The following is a 15,797-nucleotide window of genomic DNA, read 5'->3' as shown; positions in this document are numbered from 1 at the left end:
TTATGGCGTTAGGTTTTTTCAGAAGAAAAAGGGCCGACACGGGAAAGGATCCCTGCGCTTCTCCGGTCTATGGGGAGATGGCAGACAAACAAACCAAGTACGAAGCCCTGGTGCACGCCCTGCACGGAGACATCTACCGCTACGCCTACTGGCTGTGCCGGGATCCGCAAATCGCCGAGGATCTGGTGCAGGAGACTTTCCTGCGCGCCTGGAAGGCGATAGATACCCTGCTGGACGACAAGGCTGCTAAGGCGTGGCTCATCACCATATTGCGGCGGGAGAATGCCCGCCGCTTTGAGCGAAAGCAGTTCGATCTCGTCGACCTCGACGAGCACCCCCTGCGGGATCAGGGTGTCCTGCCAAGCGAGCAGGAGATGGAGCACGAATGGCTCAGGCGCCACATCGCCCGCCTGCCTGCCGAGTATCAGGAGCCGCTGCTGCTGCAGGTACTGGGGGGATTCAGCGGGGAGGAGATCGCCGAGCAACTCGGCCTGAACAAGAACACCGTCATGACAAGGCTGTTTCGCGCCCGCAACCAGATAAAAGAGGCCATGGAGTCTGCGAAACAACAGAGAGGACACACCAATGGATGAGCTTGAATTTCGCCGCCGGGCCATCACTCACCCCTCGGACAGGGATCCCGCCTTCTTGAAAGCCGCCGAGGCGTCACCGGCCAATCGCAAGCATCTGGACGAGATGCAGCAGCTCGACCGCCAGGTGCGCAGCACCCTGGAAGTGGACGTACCGACCGGTCTTGCGGAGCGGATCCTGCTCAGGCAGGCGATGGCAGCCGAAGAGGAGCAGGTGGTCCCGCTGCCCGTCACTCCTGCACGCACGCAATGGCGCGCTCTGGCCATCGCGGCCTCGGTCGCCTTCCTGCTCGGCATGAGCACCCGCTGGATCAGCTGGCCTGTGGCACCGGACACCCTGTCGCTGGCTCAGGTCGCCATGTCCCACGTTTATGGGGAAGAGCCCTTCATTCATGCGGTGGATGAGCGGGTCAGCCTGCACACCATCAACGCGAAAATGGAGAAGTATGGCGCCACCCTGAGCGAGATGCCGGGCATGAAGGTAACCTATGTCAACCACTGCGCCTTCTACCAGGGACCGGCCCTGCACATGGTGCTGCAGGGCAAGATGGGACCGGTCACCCTGTTCCTCGTCCCCAAGCATCTGCCACTGACGATCCAGTCCGATTTTGCAGACGGGACCCTCAAGGGGGAGATACTGCCGCTCAAGGGGGCCAACATGGTGCTCATCGGAGACATGCAGGAGCCCCTCGCCCCGGTTGCCCGCCAGCTTGAGTCACGTCTGCACTGGTCCATTTAACAGACCTTGATCCAGGCTGACTCGTCCTCCGCCTCAGCCACATCACAGGCAGACATCCTCATTGTCTGCCTGTTCATCCCCACATCCCCGCATGTTCCCGCCCATTGCCCGCGCGAAGTCACATTTCTACCATTTATTTTAAATGACTCAAATGGCACCATTTGTGCTTTATTTATCCAATAATAGATAAATCAGCCTAATAAAACGGCAAGTTAAAACAAATGATTAACACAATGGAAACTTTTATGTATTCTGCTGTCACTGGTCTGATTTCTTACCTCCTACCAGATCCATAGAATCACGCCAGCAATGAATGGGAAGAAGCTGACATAACAACAGATCATGTCGTCAATAGCCGCCAAAGAGCCGCGATGTCGACAGAAAATCTGCTTACAAAGAGAGAACACTATGACAACTGCCTTTTTCAAGAAAAGCCTGATCGCTGCGGCCGTGACCCTGGCCAGCACCCAGACCTTCGCCGCCGCGTTCCAGCTGAACGAGCACTCGGCCTCCGGTCTGGGGCGCGCCTACGCAGGTGAAGCAGCCATCGCCGACAACGCGGCCGTGCTGTCCCGCAACCCGGCGGCCATGACCACCTTCGACAAGATGGCACTGTCTGTATCCGGCACCTATATCAAGCCCGACGTGGACGTGGCTGGCGACATCTATGCCGGCCCCACCAAGCTGGCTCCGTCCAGCGAAAGCGACATCGCCCCCGATGCCTTCGTGCCGGCCACCTACTTTATCCAGCCCCTGAATGATCAGTGGGCCTGGGGGATCGGCCTCTTCTCCAACTACGGCCTTTCCACCGAATATTCCAAGACCTTCGCGGCCGGTGCCGGCGCCGGTGACACCGAGCTGCTGACCTTCAACATCAACCCCAACATCGCCTATCGCATCAACTCCAGCTTCAGCGTCGGTGCCGGCATCAATGCCGTCTACGCCGCCGCCGAGCTGAACCGTTATGCCGGTGCGCTTTCCGCTGCCATTCCGGGTGCCAACTCCGATACCCGTCTGGCTCACCTGAAGGGCGACACCTGGGGCTTTGGCTGGAACGTCGGCACCCTGTACGAGATCAACGACAACAACCGTCTCGCCCTGACCTACCGCTCCCAGGTGGACTTGAGCTTTGACGGCGACTTCCAGGGTGCCACCTCCGGCAACCGCGTCGTCGATGGCAACCTGAAGCTGGATCTGCCGGCCCAGGCCGAATTCGCAGGCTACCACCGCCTGAACCAGCAATTCGCTGTCCACTACTCCGTGAACTGGACCGACTGGAGCGCCTTCCAGGAGCTCAAGGCCACCAGCAGCAACTGCGCCGGCGGCGTGTGTCTGCAAAAAGACGAGAAGTTCAAGGACTCTGCCCGTTACGCCCTGGGCGGTACCTGGTACGTCAACCCGTCCTGGGAAGCCCGTATCGGCTTCGCCTACGACAACAGCCCCATCGAGCCGGAATACCGTAGCCTGAGCATTCCTGACTCCGACCGTATCTGGTACAGCGCCGGTGCCACCTACCACATCAATCCGGACATGAGCCTCGACTTCGGCATGGCCTATCTGGACGGCAAGGAAGTGGACGTGAACGAAGGCCTGCGCAACCACAGCGATGCGCTGCGCTGGAAGGGCACCTCCCACGGCAACGCCCTGCTGGCTTCCGCCCAGTTCAACATGAAATTCTGATTTTCATGTCATCATCGAGAGCGCCCCAGGGCGCTCTTTTTTTATCCAATTTCGCCAACTGAGCGCACAGCTGTAGTAAACAACTGTACTCTTTTCTTTTTTTATCAAGCTGTTATGGGTATTTCTTTCAGAATTTAATCCCGTTTTGCCCCACGTTCCCCTCTCCCCGTTGCCTTGCTGGTCATACCATATAAAATCCCGGCCCCAACCGAATAACAGAATGAACACCCAGTTCATCCCGAGGAAAGACCATGCATCCGACGTTCAAACCCTCCCTTATAGCCCTCTTGCTGCTGTCGAGCCAGGTGCAGGCTGCCGGCTTCCAGCTCGCGGAGCAATCCGCCACCGGCATGGGGCGTGCCTTCGCGGGTGAGGCCGCCATCGCCGACAATGCCAGCGTGCTCTCCCGCAATGCCGCCGCCATGACCCGGTTCGATACCCTGGCCTTCTCCGGCGGCGTTATCCATGTGCACCCCGACGTCAACATAGAGGGCACCACCCGGGTGCCTACCACTCAGGGGCCGGTCAGTCTGGATGCCGGAGCCCACGACATTGCGGGTGACGCCTGGGTACCCAACGCCTATCTCATCGTGCCCCTCAACGAGCAATGGCGCCTCGGGCTTGCCGCCACCTCCTATTACGGACTCGGGGTCAAGATGCCGGACAACTACAACGCCGGTCACTTCGGCAACGTCTCCGACATCAAGACAGTGGATCTGGGGGCCTCCCTGGCCTATCGCATCAACCGCGTCTGGTCCGTCGGGGCCGGTCTCTCCGCCATTCAGGGGGAAGGGGAAGTGGGTGGCACCTTCCCCTCCAACAACCAGATAGCCAAGCACCTGAAGGGGGATGGCTGGGCCATGGGCTGGAACCTGGGCACCCTGCTTGAGTTGTCGCAAGCAACCCGCGTCGGTCTCTCCTATCGCCACGACGTGACCCTGACCCTCTCCGGTGACGCCATCGGCATCGATCAAAGGGGCCAGCCTTTCACCGATACCGGCAGCCTGGATCTGCCCTTGCCCGCCACCGCCGAGCTGGCCCTGTTCCATCAACTCACCCCGGCCCTGGCGCTGCATTCGAGCATCAACTGGACCAACTGGAGCAAATTCGTGCAGCTCGAATCCGAGCTCGACCACCACGGCACCATGCATATCAAGGAGGAGCACTGGGAAGACAGCTGGCGCTATGCCCTGGGGATGACCTACCAGCTGGCCCCCCAATGGCAACTGCGCTCCGGTATCGCCTACGACCGCAGCCCGGTCCCGGCAGATCGCCGCACCATCTCCATCCCCGACTCGGATCGGGTCTGGTACAGCGCTGGCGTGGGCTACCAGATTGACCGCCACCTCTCGCTGGATCTGGGGCTGACCCTGATCGATGGCAAGAAGGTGGACGTGAGCGAAACCATGCAGCTCAGGCCGGGCATCCCGCAGACCACCTCCACCTTCAATGGCACCTCGGAAGGGGATGCCTGGCTCGCCGGCCTGCAGCTCAACTACCTGTTCTGACCCCCCGGGTTTCCTGACAAATAGTATGCCAGTTGTTGACCTTCCCGACCGGTCGGCACTGGCATAGTGATCCGCTTCACCATAGAATCAAGCCTGTAACCATGGTGGAGAGATGCATGTATTCCTATGTAGCAAGGCAGCCCATTCTGGATCGGGAGTTGAACACCCAAGCCTATGAGCTGCTGTTTCGCGACAGCCTGGACAATGTATTTCCCTCCGTCTCCGCACAGCAGGCCACTTCCAGGCTGGTTGCCGAGCAGTTCTTGCAGCAGAACATCGATCATCTCATCGGAGATCACCCCTGCTACATCAATTTCCCCCACTCCCTGTTGCTGGACGGATTGGCCGAGTGCCTACCACGGGACAAGGTGGTGATCGAGATTCTGGAGGATGCCGAGCCCGACGATGCGCTGCTGGAAAAAGTGATCCAGCTCTATGGGCTGGGCTATCGGTTGGCGCTGGATGACTTCACCATGGTCTCAGACTGGGACAGGTTCCTCCCCTACATCCATATCATCAAGTTCGACCTGCGCAGCACTCCGCAACCCTGCATAGAGCACTTCATTGCGAATCATCGCCACCTGCCCCTCACCTATCTGGCCGAGAAAGTCGAGGATCAGGCCGAGTTCGAGCGGATGAAGCAGCTCGGCGTCACCCTGTTCCAGGGATTTTTCTTCAGCCGCCCCCAGATGGTTCAACAGCCCACCATACCGCCGGCCCAGCTGGTGGTGATGCAGTTGCTCGAGGTGGTCAATCAGACAGAACCGGATCTGGACAAGATTGAGCAATTGCTCAATCAGGATCTCACCCTCTCTCTCAAGCTGCTGCGCTACATCAACCACCTCAAGCGCTTCCCACAACCCATCGCCTCGTTTCGCCAGGCCGCAAGCTCCCTGGGGCACGCCCAGCTCAAGCGCTTCGTCGCCCTGATCGCCGCCACCAGTGCGGGGAGTGAAAAGAGCGCCGAGCTCCATCAGATGTCCCTCATCCGAGCCCGGTTCTGCGAACTGCTGGCCCAGACCCATGCGCCCGCAGAGCAGGCACAGCAAGCATTTGTCACCGGCCTCTTCTCCCTGCTGGACGTGCTCATGGGAGAACCGCTGGATCAGCTGCTCGGCTCCATTCCCCTGACCGATGACATTCGTGCCGCCCTGCTCACCCGCAAGGGCAAGCTCGGGTTCTACCTGGCATTCTGTGAAGATTTCGAGAAAGCCGACTGGCAGCGGGTCGCCGCCAACACCGTTCGGCTCGGCCTCAACGAAGAGAAGGTCAGCCACCTCTATCTGAGCGCCACCGCCTGGGTCAACCAGCAGCTTCAGGCCATGGAAGAGCAACCGGTTCACTCCCGCCAGACATGACAACGTCCCTCTTGAAGGGACGTTGTCATTTCATCAACCCGCAGCAATCTCACCCACGCATTCAGCCTGCCTCGATGGCGATGGCCGTTGCCTCCCCTCCCCCGATGCACAGGCTCGCCACCCCTCGCCTGAGGCCGCGGGTACGCAGGGCATGGATCAGGGTCACCAGGATGCGGGCGCCACTGGCGCCAAGAGGGTGCCCCAGCGCACAGGCACCGCCATTCACGTTCAACTTGTGATGGGGAATGCCGCACCCGGTCATGGCCAGCATGCTCACCATGGCGAATGCCTCGTTCACCTCAAACAGGTCCACCTCCTCCACCGACCAGCCCACCCGGGCCAGCAACTTGTCGATGGCGCCGACGGGGGCACTGGTAAACTCCGCCGGCAGGGCGGCGTGACTCTGGTAAGCCACTACCCTGGCCAGCACCGGCAATCCGAGCCGGGCAGCGGTCTCGCCCCGCGTCAGCACCAGCGCCACCGCCCCGTCCGAGATGGAACTTGCATTGGCCGCCGTGATGGTGCCGTGCTTGCTGAAGGCCGGCTTGAGGCCGGGGATCTTGTCGGGCCTGGCCTTGCCCGGTTGTTCATCCTCGGCCAGCAGCAGGGTGTGGTCAGCGGCCATGACGGGGGCCAGTTCCGCGGCAAAGGCACCGCTGCGCTGCGCCGTCAGCGCCCGCTCCAGGGAGGCGATGGCAAAGGCATCCATGTCGGCCCGGGTCAGTCCGCTGCGATCGGCACTCAACTGGGCGTAATGCCCCATCAGATGGCCTTCGTAGGCATCCTGCAAGCCGTCCAGGAACATGTGATCGAGCACGCTCTGGTGCCCCATGCGAAAACCGCTGCGCGCCTTGTCCAGCAGATAGGGGGCGCGGCTCATGCTCTCCATGCCCCCCGCCACCACGACCTCGGCCTCCCCCAGGCGCAGGCTGTCCGCCGCCAGCATCACCGCCTTCATGCCGGAGCCGCACACCTTGTTGATGGTGGTACAGGGCACGCTGTCCGGCAGCCCCCCCTTGAGCGCCGCCTGGCGGGCTGGCGCCTGGCCGACCCCTGCGCTCAGCACGTTACCCATATAGACCTCATTGACCTGCTCCCCCGTCATCCCGGCCGGCGCCAGCGCGGCGCGAATGGCGCAGGCGCCAAGCTCGGGGGCACCGAGCGCGCTCAGGGCCCCCTGGAAGGCCCCCATGGGGGTACGTTTGGCCGCCACAATCACGATATCCATCGATAGCACTCTCCTTGTTACATCGGGATAACATATGCCGCGACCGCGACAGGAACAAGACTTGCGGGGAAGTTGACGTTTGGGTAAGGTGCCAGCCTGCATTGACAACCAGATGGCAGCCAAGACAGCCCCATGACCAAATCCAGGGACGACACCCGCACCTTCAGCATCAGCGAACTGGCTCGCGAGTTCGATGTGACTACCCGCAGCATCCGCTTCTACGAGGATCAGGGCCTGCTCAACCCCACCCGCCAGGGACAGCACAGGATCTACAGCCGTCAGGACAGGGTGCGGCTCAAGCTGACCCTGCGTGGCAAGCGTCTGGGCTTCAGCCTCGCAGAGATCCGGGAGCTGTTCGATCTCTACGATGCGGACAAGAGCAGCCGCTCCCAGTTGCAGACCATGCTGGGGCTGGTGGCCGACAAGCGGGAGACCTTGCAGCAGCAGCTGGAAGATATCCAGATGGTCCTGTTGGAGCTGGAGGCGGCCGAACAGCGCTGCCGCCAGGCCCTGGCACACCTCTCTCCCTGAGTTACGCAGACGGGCGAGGCGAGCGGGGAACACCGCCAGCAAATAGACACAAATGAAAGAGGGAGGCTTGAAGCCTCCCTCTTGTCATGCACGGTGGTCGACCCGATATCAGGCCTCCTTGCTCCAGCGGTTCGGATCGTAATCCGGGCTGTAGCGATCGACGATGATGGCACAGGCCGCATCGCCGGTGATGTTGAGCGCGGTGCGGATCATGTCGAACAGACGATCCAGCGCGAACAGCAGCGGCAGACCCTCGATGGGAATCCCGGCCGCCAGCAGCACGGCAACCACCAGGAAGCTCGGGCCCGGTACACCGGCCTGACCGATGGCACCCAGGGTGGAGGTGACGATGATCGCCGCCCAGGCACCCATGGACAGATCGATGTTATAGACCTGGGCGAAGAAGATGGCGACCAGGCCGTAATAGATGGCATTGCCGCTCATGTTGATGGTGGCGCCCAGCGGCAGCACGAAGGAAGCGGTGGCGTTGGTCACCTTCAGATCGCGCTCGCAGGTCTCCATGTTGACCGGCAGGGTCGCCATGGAAGAGGCGGTGGAGAAGGCCACGATCTGCGGTTTCTTCATCGCGGAGAAGTACTTGCGTACCGGCGTGTTGGAGAAGAACGCGATCAGCAGCGGATAGACCACGAAGCCGAAGATGAGGATGGCGGCGACATAGACGACGAACAGCTTGAGCACCAGGGTCAGCACGTCGAAGCCGTAGGTGCCGATGGCGTCGGCCATCAGGCCGAAGACGCCGATGGGGGCGATCAGCATCACCTTGTTGATCATCCAGACGAAAGCGTCCACCAGGGTGTTGAGCCCGTCTACCAGCGGCTTGGCGCGCTCACGGGGCTGCTTGGCCAGGGCGATGCCGAGGAACATGCAGAACACCAGGATCTGCAGGATGTTGGCCTCGTTCAAGGCGCTGAACACGTTGGTCGGGATCATGCCAAGCAGGGTGGCCACCGCATCGGGCAGTGCACCCTTGTCGGCGTAGTCGCCGGAGAACATGGCCGCAGTGGCGCCAAAGTCAACGCCCACACCAGGTTTGAACACCTGACCCATCACCAGCGCCAGGAACACCGCCAGTGCGGAGGTGCCGAGGAAGAAGGCGAGCGTGGTGACGCCAATCTTGCCAGCAGCGGGGCTGGCCCCCAGGTTGGCGGCCCCGGACAGGATGGCCACCGCCACCAGCGGGATCACCAGCATCTTGATCAGCTGGATAAACAGGGTGCCAAGCGGCGCAAACACTGTGGCTTGCTCTCCCATGAGCGCCCCGACCAGCGCGCCCAGCACCATGGCCACCACTACCTGGAAGCCGATGTTTTTGATTAATCCTTTTGTTAACACAGAATGTTCCTTTATTTAGCAATTACTCACACTTTTACAGCGTAAATGACCACCCAGAGCGTCAAATCCTCTCCATTGCTCTGGCGGTGCGCTTTATCTCATATTTGCACCCCGTTTTACATCAGAACCCGTTAACGAAATGCATTGATAACTTTATGAGAAAGTAAAGCCTCAAAAGAGACACGGCTGTTTTTACTCCTTTTACCATGACAACATCCAAAACAGTGTGCTACGTTGGCTCTGCAAACGTGCATACAGGGAAGAAAAGATGCTGAAAGTTAACGAGTATTTTGACGGAAATGTTAAATCCATCGGTTTTGAGCAAAAAGGCGAGAAAGCTACCGTTGGTGTGATGGAAGCGGGCGAGTACCTGTTCAATACCGCCGCCCCGGAGCGCATGACGGTGATCAAGGGCGCCCTCACCATCCAGCTGGCCGACGAAGATGAGTGGCACACCTACCAGCAGGGAGAATCCTTCGACGTGGCCGGTCACTCCTCCTTCAAGCTGGAAGTGAAGATCGCCTCCGCCTATCTGTGCGAGTTCCTCGACTGATGTATCACGGGCGCCATGGGATGCCGAGCGGTTCCCCCATGGCGCGTCTCTCCCGCGCCCATTTCCCTACCGCCATCACACCCCGCTATCTCCCCCCTTTTCAACGACTACAAAAAATTTACAATGTTTAGACGAAATCCATAATTGGAGTACGTCATGATCAGTGTCTTCGACATGTTTTCCATCGGGATAGGCCCCTCCTCCTCCCATACCGTGGGACCGATGCGGGCCGCCTGCGCCTTCATCCAGACCCTCAATGCGAACGCACTCCTCTCCCGTACCGGACGCGTCGTCGTCGAGTGCTACGGCTCACTGGGCCAGACCGGCAAGGGGCACGGCACCGGCAAGGCCATCATCCTGGGATTGGCCGGATTTGAACCCGAATCCGTGGACATCGAGGCCATTCCCGCCTTCCTCGCCCAGGTAGAGCAGACCCAGACCCTCTGCCTTGGCGGCGAGCAACCCAGCGAATTTCCCCGCATCGGCGCCATCCTCTTCAACCGGCGCAAGACCCTTCCCGCCCACTCCAACGGCATGACACTGCGCGCCTATGAGGGTGACACCCTTGTGTTCGAGCAGACCTACTACTCCATCGGGGGCGGTTTCATCATCGAGGAGAGTCACTTCGCCAACGCCCGGGAAGAGGCGGCCCGCTTCGATGCCGCCCACCCCATCCCCTATCCCTTCGAGAGCGGCGCCGAACTGCTGGCCCAGTGCCAGGAGAGCGGCCTCTCCATCTCGGGGTTGATGCTGGCCAACGAGAAGGTGTTTCGCTCGGAAGCGGAGATCAAGGCCGGGCTTCGCAAGATCTGGCAGGCGATGCAGGGGTGTGTGGAGCGTGGCTGCAAGAGCGAGGGGGTGCTGCCAGGCGGCCTCAAGGTCAAGCGCCGGGCTCCCGCCCTCTATCGCCAGCTCTGTGGCGAGACCAATTTCAACAAGGATCCGCTGATGGTGATGGAGTGGGTGGATCTCTTTGCGCTGGCCGTCAACGAGGAGAACGCCGCCGGGGGCCGGGTGGTGACGGCGCCGACCAACGGTGCCGCCGGCATCATCCCCGCGGTGTTGCACTATTACGATCGTTTCGTGCGCAAGGTGGATGACGAGCTGCTGATGCAGTACTTCCTCACCGCCGCCGCCATCGGCATCCTCTACAAGAAGAATGCCTCCCTCTCGGGGGCCGAAGTGGGCTGTCAGGGCGAGGTCGGCGTGGCCTGCTCCATGGCCGCTGGTGCCCTGGCCGAGCTGCTGGGCGCCAGCCCCGCCATCGTCGAGAACGCCGCCGAGATCGGCATGGAGCACAATCTCGGGCTGACCTGCGATCCCGTCGGTGGTCTGGTGCAGGTGCCCTGCATCGAGCGCAACGCCATGGGCGCGGTCAAGGCGATCAATGCTGCCCGCCTCGCCCTGCGTGGCACCGGCGAGCACAAGGTGTCGCTGGACAAGGTGATCAGAACCATGTGGGAAACCGGCAACGACATGAAGACCAAGTACAAGGAGACCGCCCGGGGCGGCCTTGCCGTCAACATCACCGAGTGTTAAGCCTCTGTGATAAAGCCGCATATGGCACTTGAATACCCGGCATCGCCGGGTATTTTTTGCAAAACGTTTGTCTGGCGCTTAACAAAATGGATAACCATCAAAATAAATTTTATACTCGCGCCACGAATTCAACAAAAATAGATCTGTTTCAACTTTTTTTAGGCATTGAACCGTTACACTGTGGTTATCCGGTTCCCTGGCCTTTGTGACGACAGACCCGTCCCATGGATCCCTTTTCTGCGAGTGGGCATGGCGCCCCCTTCTACCCTGAGGTAATTGTTACATGATCAGCGTTTTTGATATCTTCAAAATCGGTGTTGGCCCCTCCTCTTCCCACACTGTCGGCCCCATGAAGGCAGCCAAACAGTTCGTGGATGAACTGCGTGCTGGCGGCAAGATCCGTGACATCACCCGGATCCAGGTCGATGTCTATGGCTCCCTCTCCTGGACCGGCAAAGGCCACCACACGGATACCGCCATCATCATGGGTCTGGCGGGCAACCTGCCGGAGAACGTCGACATCGACGCCATCCCCGAATTCATCTCCCGCGTGGAGCAGACCGGTCGTCTGCCCATCGGCCTGCACTGCCACACCGTCAGCTTCCCCAAGGGCGCCATGATCTTCCATGACGAGGCCCTGCCCCTGCACGAAAACGGCATGAGGCTGACCGCCTTCATCGAAGATGACGCCGTCTACAGCAAGACCTACTACTCCATCGGCGGTGGCTTCATCGTCGACGAAGAGAACTTTGGCAAGGGTGACAGCGGCGACATGTCCGTCAGCTATCCCTTCAAGAGTGCCGCCGAGCTCATCGCCCACTGCAGCCAGAGCGGTCTCTCCATCTCCGCCCTGATGATGGAAAACGAGAAGTGCTTCAACACCCCGGAAGAGATCTACAAGAAGCTTGGCAAGATCTGGACCACCATGCGGGAAGGGATCGAGCGCGGCTGCCGCACCGAGGGCGTCCTCTCCGGCCCGCTGCGCGTACCGCGCCGCGCCGCGCCGCTCTACCGCCAGCTGACCACCAACGAGAACCTCTCCAACGATCCCATGAACATAGTGGACTGGGTCAACATGTTCGCCCTGGCGGTGAGTGAAGAGAACGCCGCCGGTGGCCGCGTCGTCACCGCGCCGACCAACGGCGCCGCCGGCATCATCCCCGCCGTGCTGGCCTACTATGACAAGTTCATCCAGCCGGTGGGCCGCGACGAGTACACCCGCTTCTATCTGGCCGCTGCCGCCGTCGGCATGCTCTACAAGATGAACGCGTCCATCTCCGGCGCCGAAGTGGGCTGCCAGGGTGAAGTGGGCGTCTCCTGCTCCATGGCCGCCGCCGGCCTGACCGAGCTGATGGGCGGCAGCCCCGAGCATGTCTGTGAAGCCGCCGAGATCGGCATGGAACACAACCTGGGTCTGACCTGCGACCCGGTGGCCGGCCAGGTACAGGTACCCTGCATCGAGCGCAATGCCATCGCCGCCATGAAGGCGGTCAACGCCTCCCGCATGGCCCTGCGTCGCACCTCCAAGCCGCGCGTGTCGCTGGACAAGGTGATCGAGACCATGTACATCACCGGCAAGGACATGGACTCCAAGTACCGCGAGACCTCCCGCGGTGGCCTGGCCATCAAGGTGATGCAGGTTGCCTGCGACTAACGCCGAGTCGCGATGACATGAAAAAAGCGGGATATATTCCCGCTTTTTTTTTGGTCGCGATTTAAAGGGCAGCGTTCGTGGATAAAGGGAGGCCGACAAGGGATAAAAAGAGACGGGCATATCACCTCCACCCGTTCGCCGTGACAGGATAACGGGGGAGAGCTATTTCACGATGCGATCGGCCAGGGTGCCGACGGCCACCACGAAATAGGGGGAGCGATTCCAGTGACGCAGTACCCGGTAATTGTCATAGGCAAGGTAGCTTCGCCCGTGAATATCGTCGGGGCGGATGAGGGAGGCCTGCATGTCGACCGCAGGCAGAGGTGAGCCGTCCTGCTGGCGAACCCCGAGGGCCTGCCAGGTCGCCAGGGACTTGCGGGTATCAAGTCCCAGCAAGGCGGGGTCCAGGCGTTCTGGCACCCTCACCCGCCGTCCCCAGGTCTGGTCTTCGCGCCAGCCGTTCTGGCTCAGATAATTGGCAGCCGATCCAAATACATCCGCCAGATTGCCCCAGAGATCCTTCTTGCCGTCCCCGTCCTGATCCACCGCGTATCGCAGGAATGACGAGGGCATGAACTGCACCTGTCCCATGGCCCCCGCCCAGGATCCCTTGAAGTTGGCGGGGTTCACATGTCCCTGCTCCAGAATGCGCAGGGCATCGAACAACTCGCCTTTGAAGAAGGCTTCACGGCGACCGTCCCAGGCCAGGGTCGAGAGAGAAGAGATAAGGGGATAATGGCCGGTTATTTTGCCGAAATTGGTTTCAATTCCCCACAAGGCAACAATAAAGCGGGGTTGAACCCCATATTCCCTGCCTATTTTTGTGAGCAGCGGCAAATGCTGGCGATATAAGGTTTGGGCTTGCTTGACTTTCCATTCCGGCACCGCCCGGGGAATATATGTGTCCAGGGTCAGTTTGAATTCCGGCTGATTTTTGTCGTGCCTGATGGCGGCATCGACAAGGTGGACATCCGCAAAGGCCGCACTCACCGTCTCGGGCAACATGCCCGCCGCCAGCGCCTGCTCTTTGAGGCTCGCCACGTACTGGTCAAAATCGGGGCCGGCCTGCACCGGCGATCCCGACAGGGCGCCTGACAACAGCAGTGCCAGCCGCCCCGCCCTCATCGTGCGTCCTTTAATTGCGCCTTGTGCTGCTCCAGCAGGTTTTCCGGTGGCGGTGGCACCTGCAGATAAAAGCCCTGGCTCTTCAGGGCGGCCATCACCCGCTCCGTGGAGGCCAGCCCCAGGGGCTTGGCCGGGTCCAGCTTGGTCATCAGGACCAGTTCGGGACGCCCGAAGGTACTCATCAGCACCTCGGGAACGCGGGAAAAGTCCTCTCTTCGTTCAATAAAGAGATAGGTCTCGGCTTTTTTGCGACTTTTATAGACTGCACACAACATGGAAATTGATATAATCCGACGGGTTTATTGCCTCTGGTGGTGGCAAACTATAACATCAGGAATTGAATAACAATAACGTATTACCGTCTCGGTTCGGGGAAGATTCATGGTTGAACGCGATAACGAATTGAAAGGGACCACCTTCACTATTTCTGTGTTGCATCTCAGCGATGGCAATCCGGCCCGGATCCGACAACTGCTGGAGGCCAAGGTCGCGCAGGCCCCCCAGTTTTTTAATTGTGCCCCCCTCGTCCTCAATGTGGAACGCCTCGAGGCGATCCCCGATTTCGAACAGCTCAGGGAGCTGGTCGAGTCGGAAGACTTCGTGCTGGTCGGGATCACGGGGGCGCGGGACGAGGCGATGAAGACGGCCGCCAAGGCGGCAGGCCTCGCCGTCATGGTGTCAGGCAAGAGCCGCAAGGCAGAACCTGAGCCGACGCCGCCAGTACCTGAGTCCAAGCCAGTGGAGGCCGCACCGGTTCCCCCGGTGCCAACGCCCGTGGAGGCAAGCAAGGTCCACGTGGGCCCGGTGCGCTCCGGTCAGCAGATCTATGCAGCCGGCACCTCGCTGGTGGTGCTGGGCTCGGTGAGCCCTGGCGCCGAAGTCATCGCCGATGACAGCATCCATGTTTATGGTGCCCTGCGTGGCCGAGCCATCGCAGGGGCCAAGGGCAATCCCAAGGCCCGCATTTATTGCCAGCAATTGCAGGCCGAGCTGCTCTCCATCGCGGGCACCTTCCAGCTCAGCGATGCATTGCCTGCAGGCGTGATACAAGAGCCGGTCCATATCCGGCTCGACAATGAACAACTTCGTATAGACCGAATCAAATAGAGTTACAAGGAAGCGAGAATGGCGCGAATCATAGTCGTTACATCGGGCAAGGGTGGCGTTGGCAAGACGACAACCAGCGCGGCACTGAGCACCGGTCTGGCCCAGCGTGGCCACAAGACCGTGGTCATCGATTTTGACATTGGTCTGAGAAACCTGGACCTCATCATGGGTTGCGAGCGGCGCGTGGTCTATGACTTCGTCAACGTCATCAACGGGGAAGCCAACCTCAACCAGGCCCTCATCAAGGACAAGCGTTGCGAAAACCTGTTCATCCTGCCCGCCTCCCAGACCCGGGACAAGGATGCCCTGACCCGTGAAGGGGTGGAGAAGATCCTGGATCAGCTGGCGGAGATGCAGTTTGACTACATCGTCTGCGACTCCCCCGCTGGTATCGAATCCGGCGCCCTGATGGCGCTCTATTTCGCCGACGAGGCCATCGTCACCACCAACCCGGAAGTCTCTTCCGTGCGTGACTCGGATCGCATCCTCGGTATCCTGGCCTCCAAGTCCCGCCGTGCCGAGCGCGGTGAGGATCCCATCAAGGAGCACCTGCTGCTGACCCGCTACTGCCCGACCCGCGTCAACCGCGGCGACATGCTGAGCGTGCAGGACGTACAGGAGATCCTGGCCATCAAACTGCTCGGGGTGATCCCGGAGTCCCAGGCGGTGCTGCGCGCCTCCAACTCCGGCGAGCCGGTCATTCTGGACAAGGAGTCCGATGCCGGTCAGGCCTACGAGGACGCCGTCGCCCGCCTCTTGGGTGACACCAAGGATTTCCGTTTTCTGGAAGAAGAGAAGAAAGGCTTCTTTAGCCGACTGTTCGGGAGTTAAG

General features: G+C 60.5%; 15 protein-coding genes. 11 read left to right on the top strand and 4 right to left on the bottom strand.

Features of this window, described 5'->3' with window-relative positions; genetic code table 11:
* Positions 1-2: 2 nt before the first annotated feature.
* From C3F36_RS21640 to C3F36_RS21620, 5 genes are all read left to right on the top strand, one after another.
* A complete protein-coding gene (locus C3F36_RS21640) occupies positions 3-593 on the top strand; it encodes a sigma-70 family RNA polymerase sigma factor (protein WP_080769901.1) in 591 nt (196 codons plus the stop codon).
* Positions 586-1,329 carry a DUF3379 domain-containing protein gene (locus tag C3F36_RS21635; RefSeq protein ID WP_104455898.1) on the top strand — a complete coding sequence of 248 codons (744 nt, stop codon included), beginning with the start codon at positions 586-588 and terminating at the stop codon, positions 1,327-1,329. Before C3F36_RS21640 ends, C3F36_RS21635 begins: the two co-directional genes overlap by 8 nt.
* Positions 1,330-1,737: 408 nt before the next feature.
* Entirely contained in the window at positions 1,738-3,009 is a 1,272-nt protein-coding gene (locus C3F36_RS21630) for an outer membrane protein transport protein (protein ID WP_041211385.1), read from the top strand.
* A gap of 251 nt (positions 3,010-3,260) precedes the next feature.
* Positions 3,261-4,517 carry an outer membrane protein transport protein gene (locus C3F36_RS21625; protein WP_104455897.1) on the top strand — a complete coding sequence of 419 codons (1,257 nt, stop codon included), beginning with the start codon at positions 3,261-3,263 and terminating at the stop codon, positions 4,515-4,517.
* Positions 4,518-4,633: 116 nt separating this feature from the next.
* Entirely contained in the window at positions 4,634-5,875 is a 1,242-nt protein-coding gene (locus C3F36_RS21620; RefSeq protein WP_104455896.1) for an EAL and HDOD domain-containing protein, read from the top strand.
* A gap of 61 nt (positions 5,876-5,936) precedes the next feature.
* Here the strand turns inward: C3F36_RS21620 and C3F36_RS21615 are convergent, their stop codons facing one another.
* Entirely contained in the window at positions 5,937-7,103 is a 1,167-nt protein-coding gene (locus C3F36_RS21615) for a thiolase family protein (protein ID WP_104455895.1), read from the bottom strand.
* Positions 7,104-7,235: 132 nt separating this feature from the next.
* On the opposite strand from C3F36_RS21615, the gene C3F36_RS21610 reads away from it, so the two are divergent.
* The gene (locus tag C3F36_RS21610) at positions 7,236-7,634 is read left to right on the top strand and encodes a MerR family transcriptional regulator (protein ID WP_010674655.1); all 399 of its coding nucleotides are present in this window, start codon (positions 7,236-7,238) and stop codon (positions 7,632-7,634) included.
* Between the two features lie 108 nt (positions 7,635-7,742).
* On the opposite strand, the gene C3F36_RS21605 is transcribed toward C3F36_RS21610, so the two are convergent.
* Positions 7,743-8,987 carry a dicarboxylate/amino acid:cation symporter gene (locus C3F36_RS21605; RefSeq protein WP_041215213.1) on the bottom strand — a complete coding sequence of 415 codons (1,245 nt, stop codon included), beginning with the start codon at positions 8,985-8,987 and terminating at the stop codon, positions 7,743-7,745.
* Positions 8,988-9,255: 268 nt separating this feature from the next.
* Here C3F36_RS21605 and ppnP point away from each other — a divergent pair, with 268 nt between their 5' ends.
* From ppnP to C3F36_RS21585, 3 genes are all read left to right on the top strand, one after another.
* Positions 9,256-9,540 carry a pyrimidine/purine nucleoside phosphorylase gene (ppnP, locus tag C3F36_RS21600; RefSeq protein ID WP_010674653.1) on the top strand — a complete coding sequence of 95 codons (285 nt, stop codon included), beginning with the start codon at positions 9,256-9,258 and terminating at the stop codon, positions 9,538-9,540.
* 156 nt (positions 9,541-9,696) lie between these two features.
* Positions 9,697-11,079, top strand: coding sequence for an L-serine ammonia-lyase (locus tag C3F36_RS21595; protein ID WP_104455894.1), 1,383 nt, complete (start codon positions 9,697-9,699; stop codon positions 11,077-11,079).
* A 283-nt stretch (positions 11,080-11,362) separates the two neighbouring features.
* Entirely contained in the window at positions 11,363-12,733 is a 1,371-nt protein-coding gene (locus C3F36_RS21585; RefSeq protein WP_039039104.1) for an L-serine ammonia-lyase, read from the top strand.
* Between the two features lie 162 nt (positions 12,734-12,895).
* Here C3F36_RS21585 and C3F36_RS21580 read toward each other — a convergent pair whose 3' ends face one another.
* Positions 12,896-13,858, bottom strand: a complete 963-nt coding sequence (locus C3F36_RS21580; protein WP_010674650.1) for a lytic murein transglycosylase — start codon at positions 13,856-13,858, stop codon at positions 12,896-12,898.
* Complete coding sequence (locus C3F36_RS21575; protein ID WP_039039102.1) at positions 13,855-14,133, bottom strand: YcgL domain-containing protein; 279 nt, start codon at positions 14,131-14,133, stop codon at positions 13,855-13,857. Before C3F36_RS21575 ends, C3F36_RS21580 begins: the two co-directional genes overlap by 4 nt.
* Positions 14,134-14,239: 106 nt before the next feature.
* Between C3F36_RS21575 and minC the strand changes: the two genes are divergently transcribed.
* Both minC and minD read left to right on the top strand, forming a co-directional pair.
* A complete protein-coding gene (minC, locus tag C3F36_RS21570; protein ID WP_104455893.1) occupies positions 14,240-14,965 on the top strand; it encodes a septum site-determining protein MinC in 726 nt (241 codons plus the stop codon).
* 18 nt (positions 14,966-14,983) lie between these two features.
* Positions 14,984-15,796, top strand: a complete 813-nt coding sequence (minD, locus tag C3F36_RS21565; protein WP_010674647.1) for a septum site-determining protein MinD — start codon at positions 14,984-14,986, stop codon at positions 15,794-15,796.
* Position 15,797 lies beyond the last annotated feature (1 nt).

The sequence above is a fragment of the Aeromonas sp. ASNIH2 genome, from assembly GCF_002934795.1.
GTDB lineage: Bacteria > Pseudomonadota > Gammaproteobacteria > Enterobacterales > Aeromonadaceae > Aeromonas > Aeromonas caviae.
Note: the sequence above shows the minus strand (reverse complement) of the source record. Positions and strands in the feature narration are given on the sequence as shown.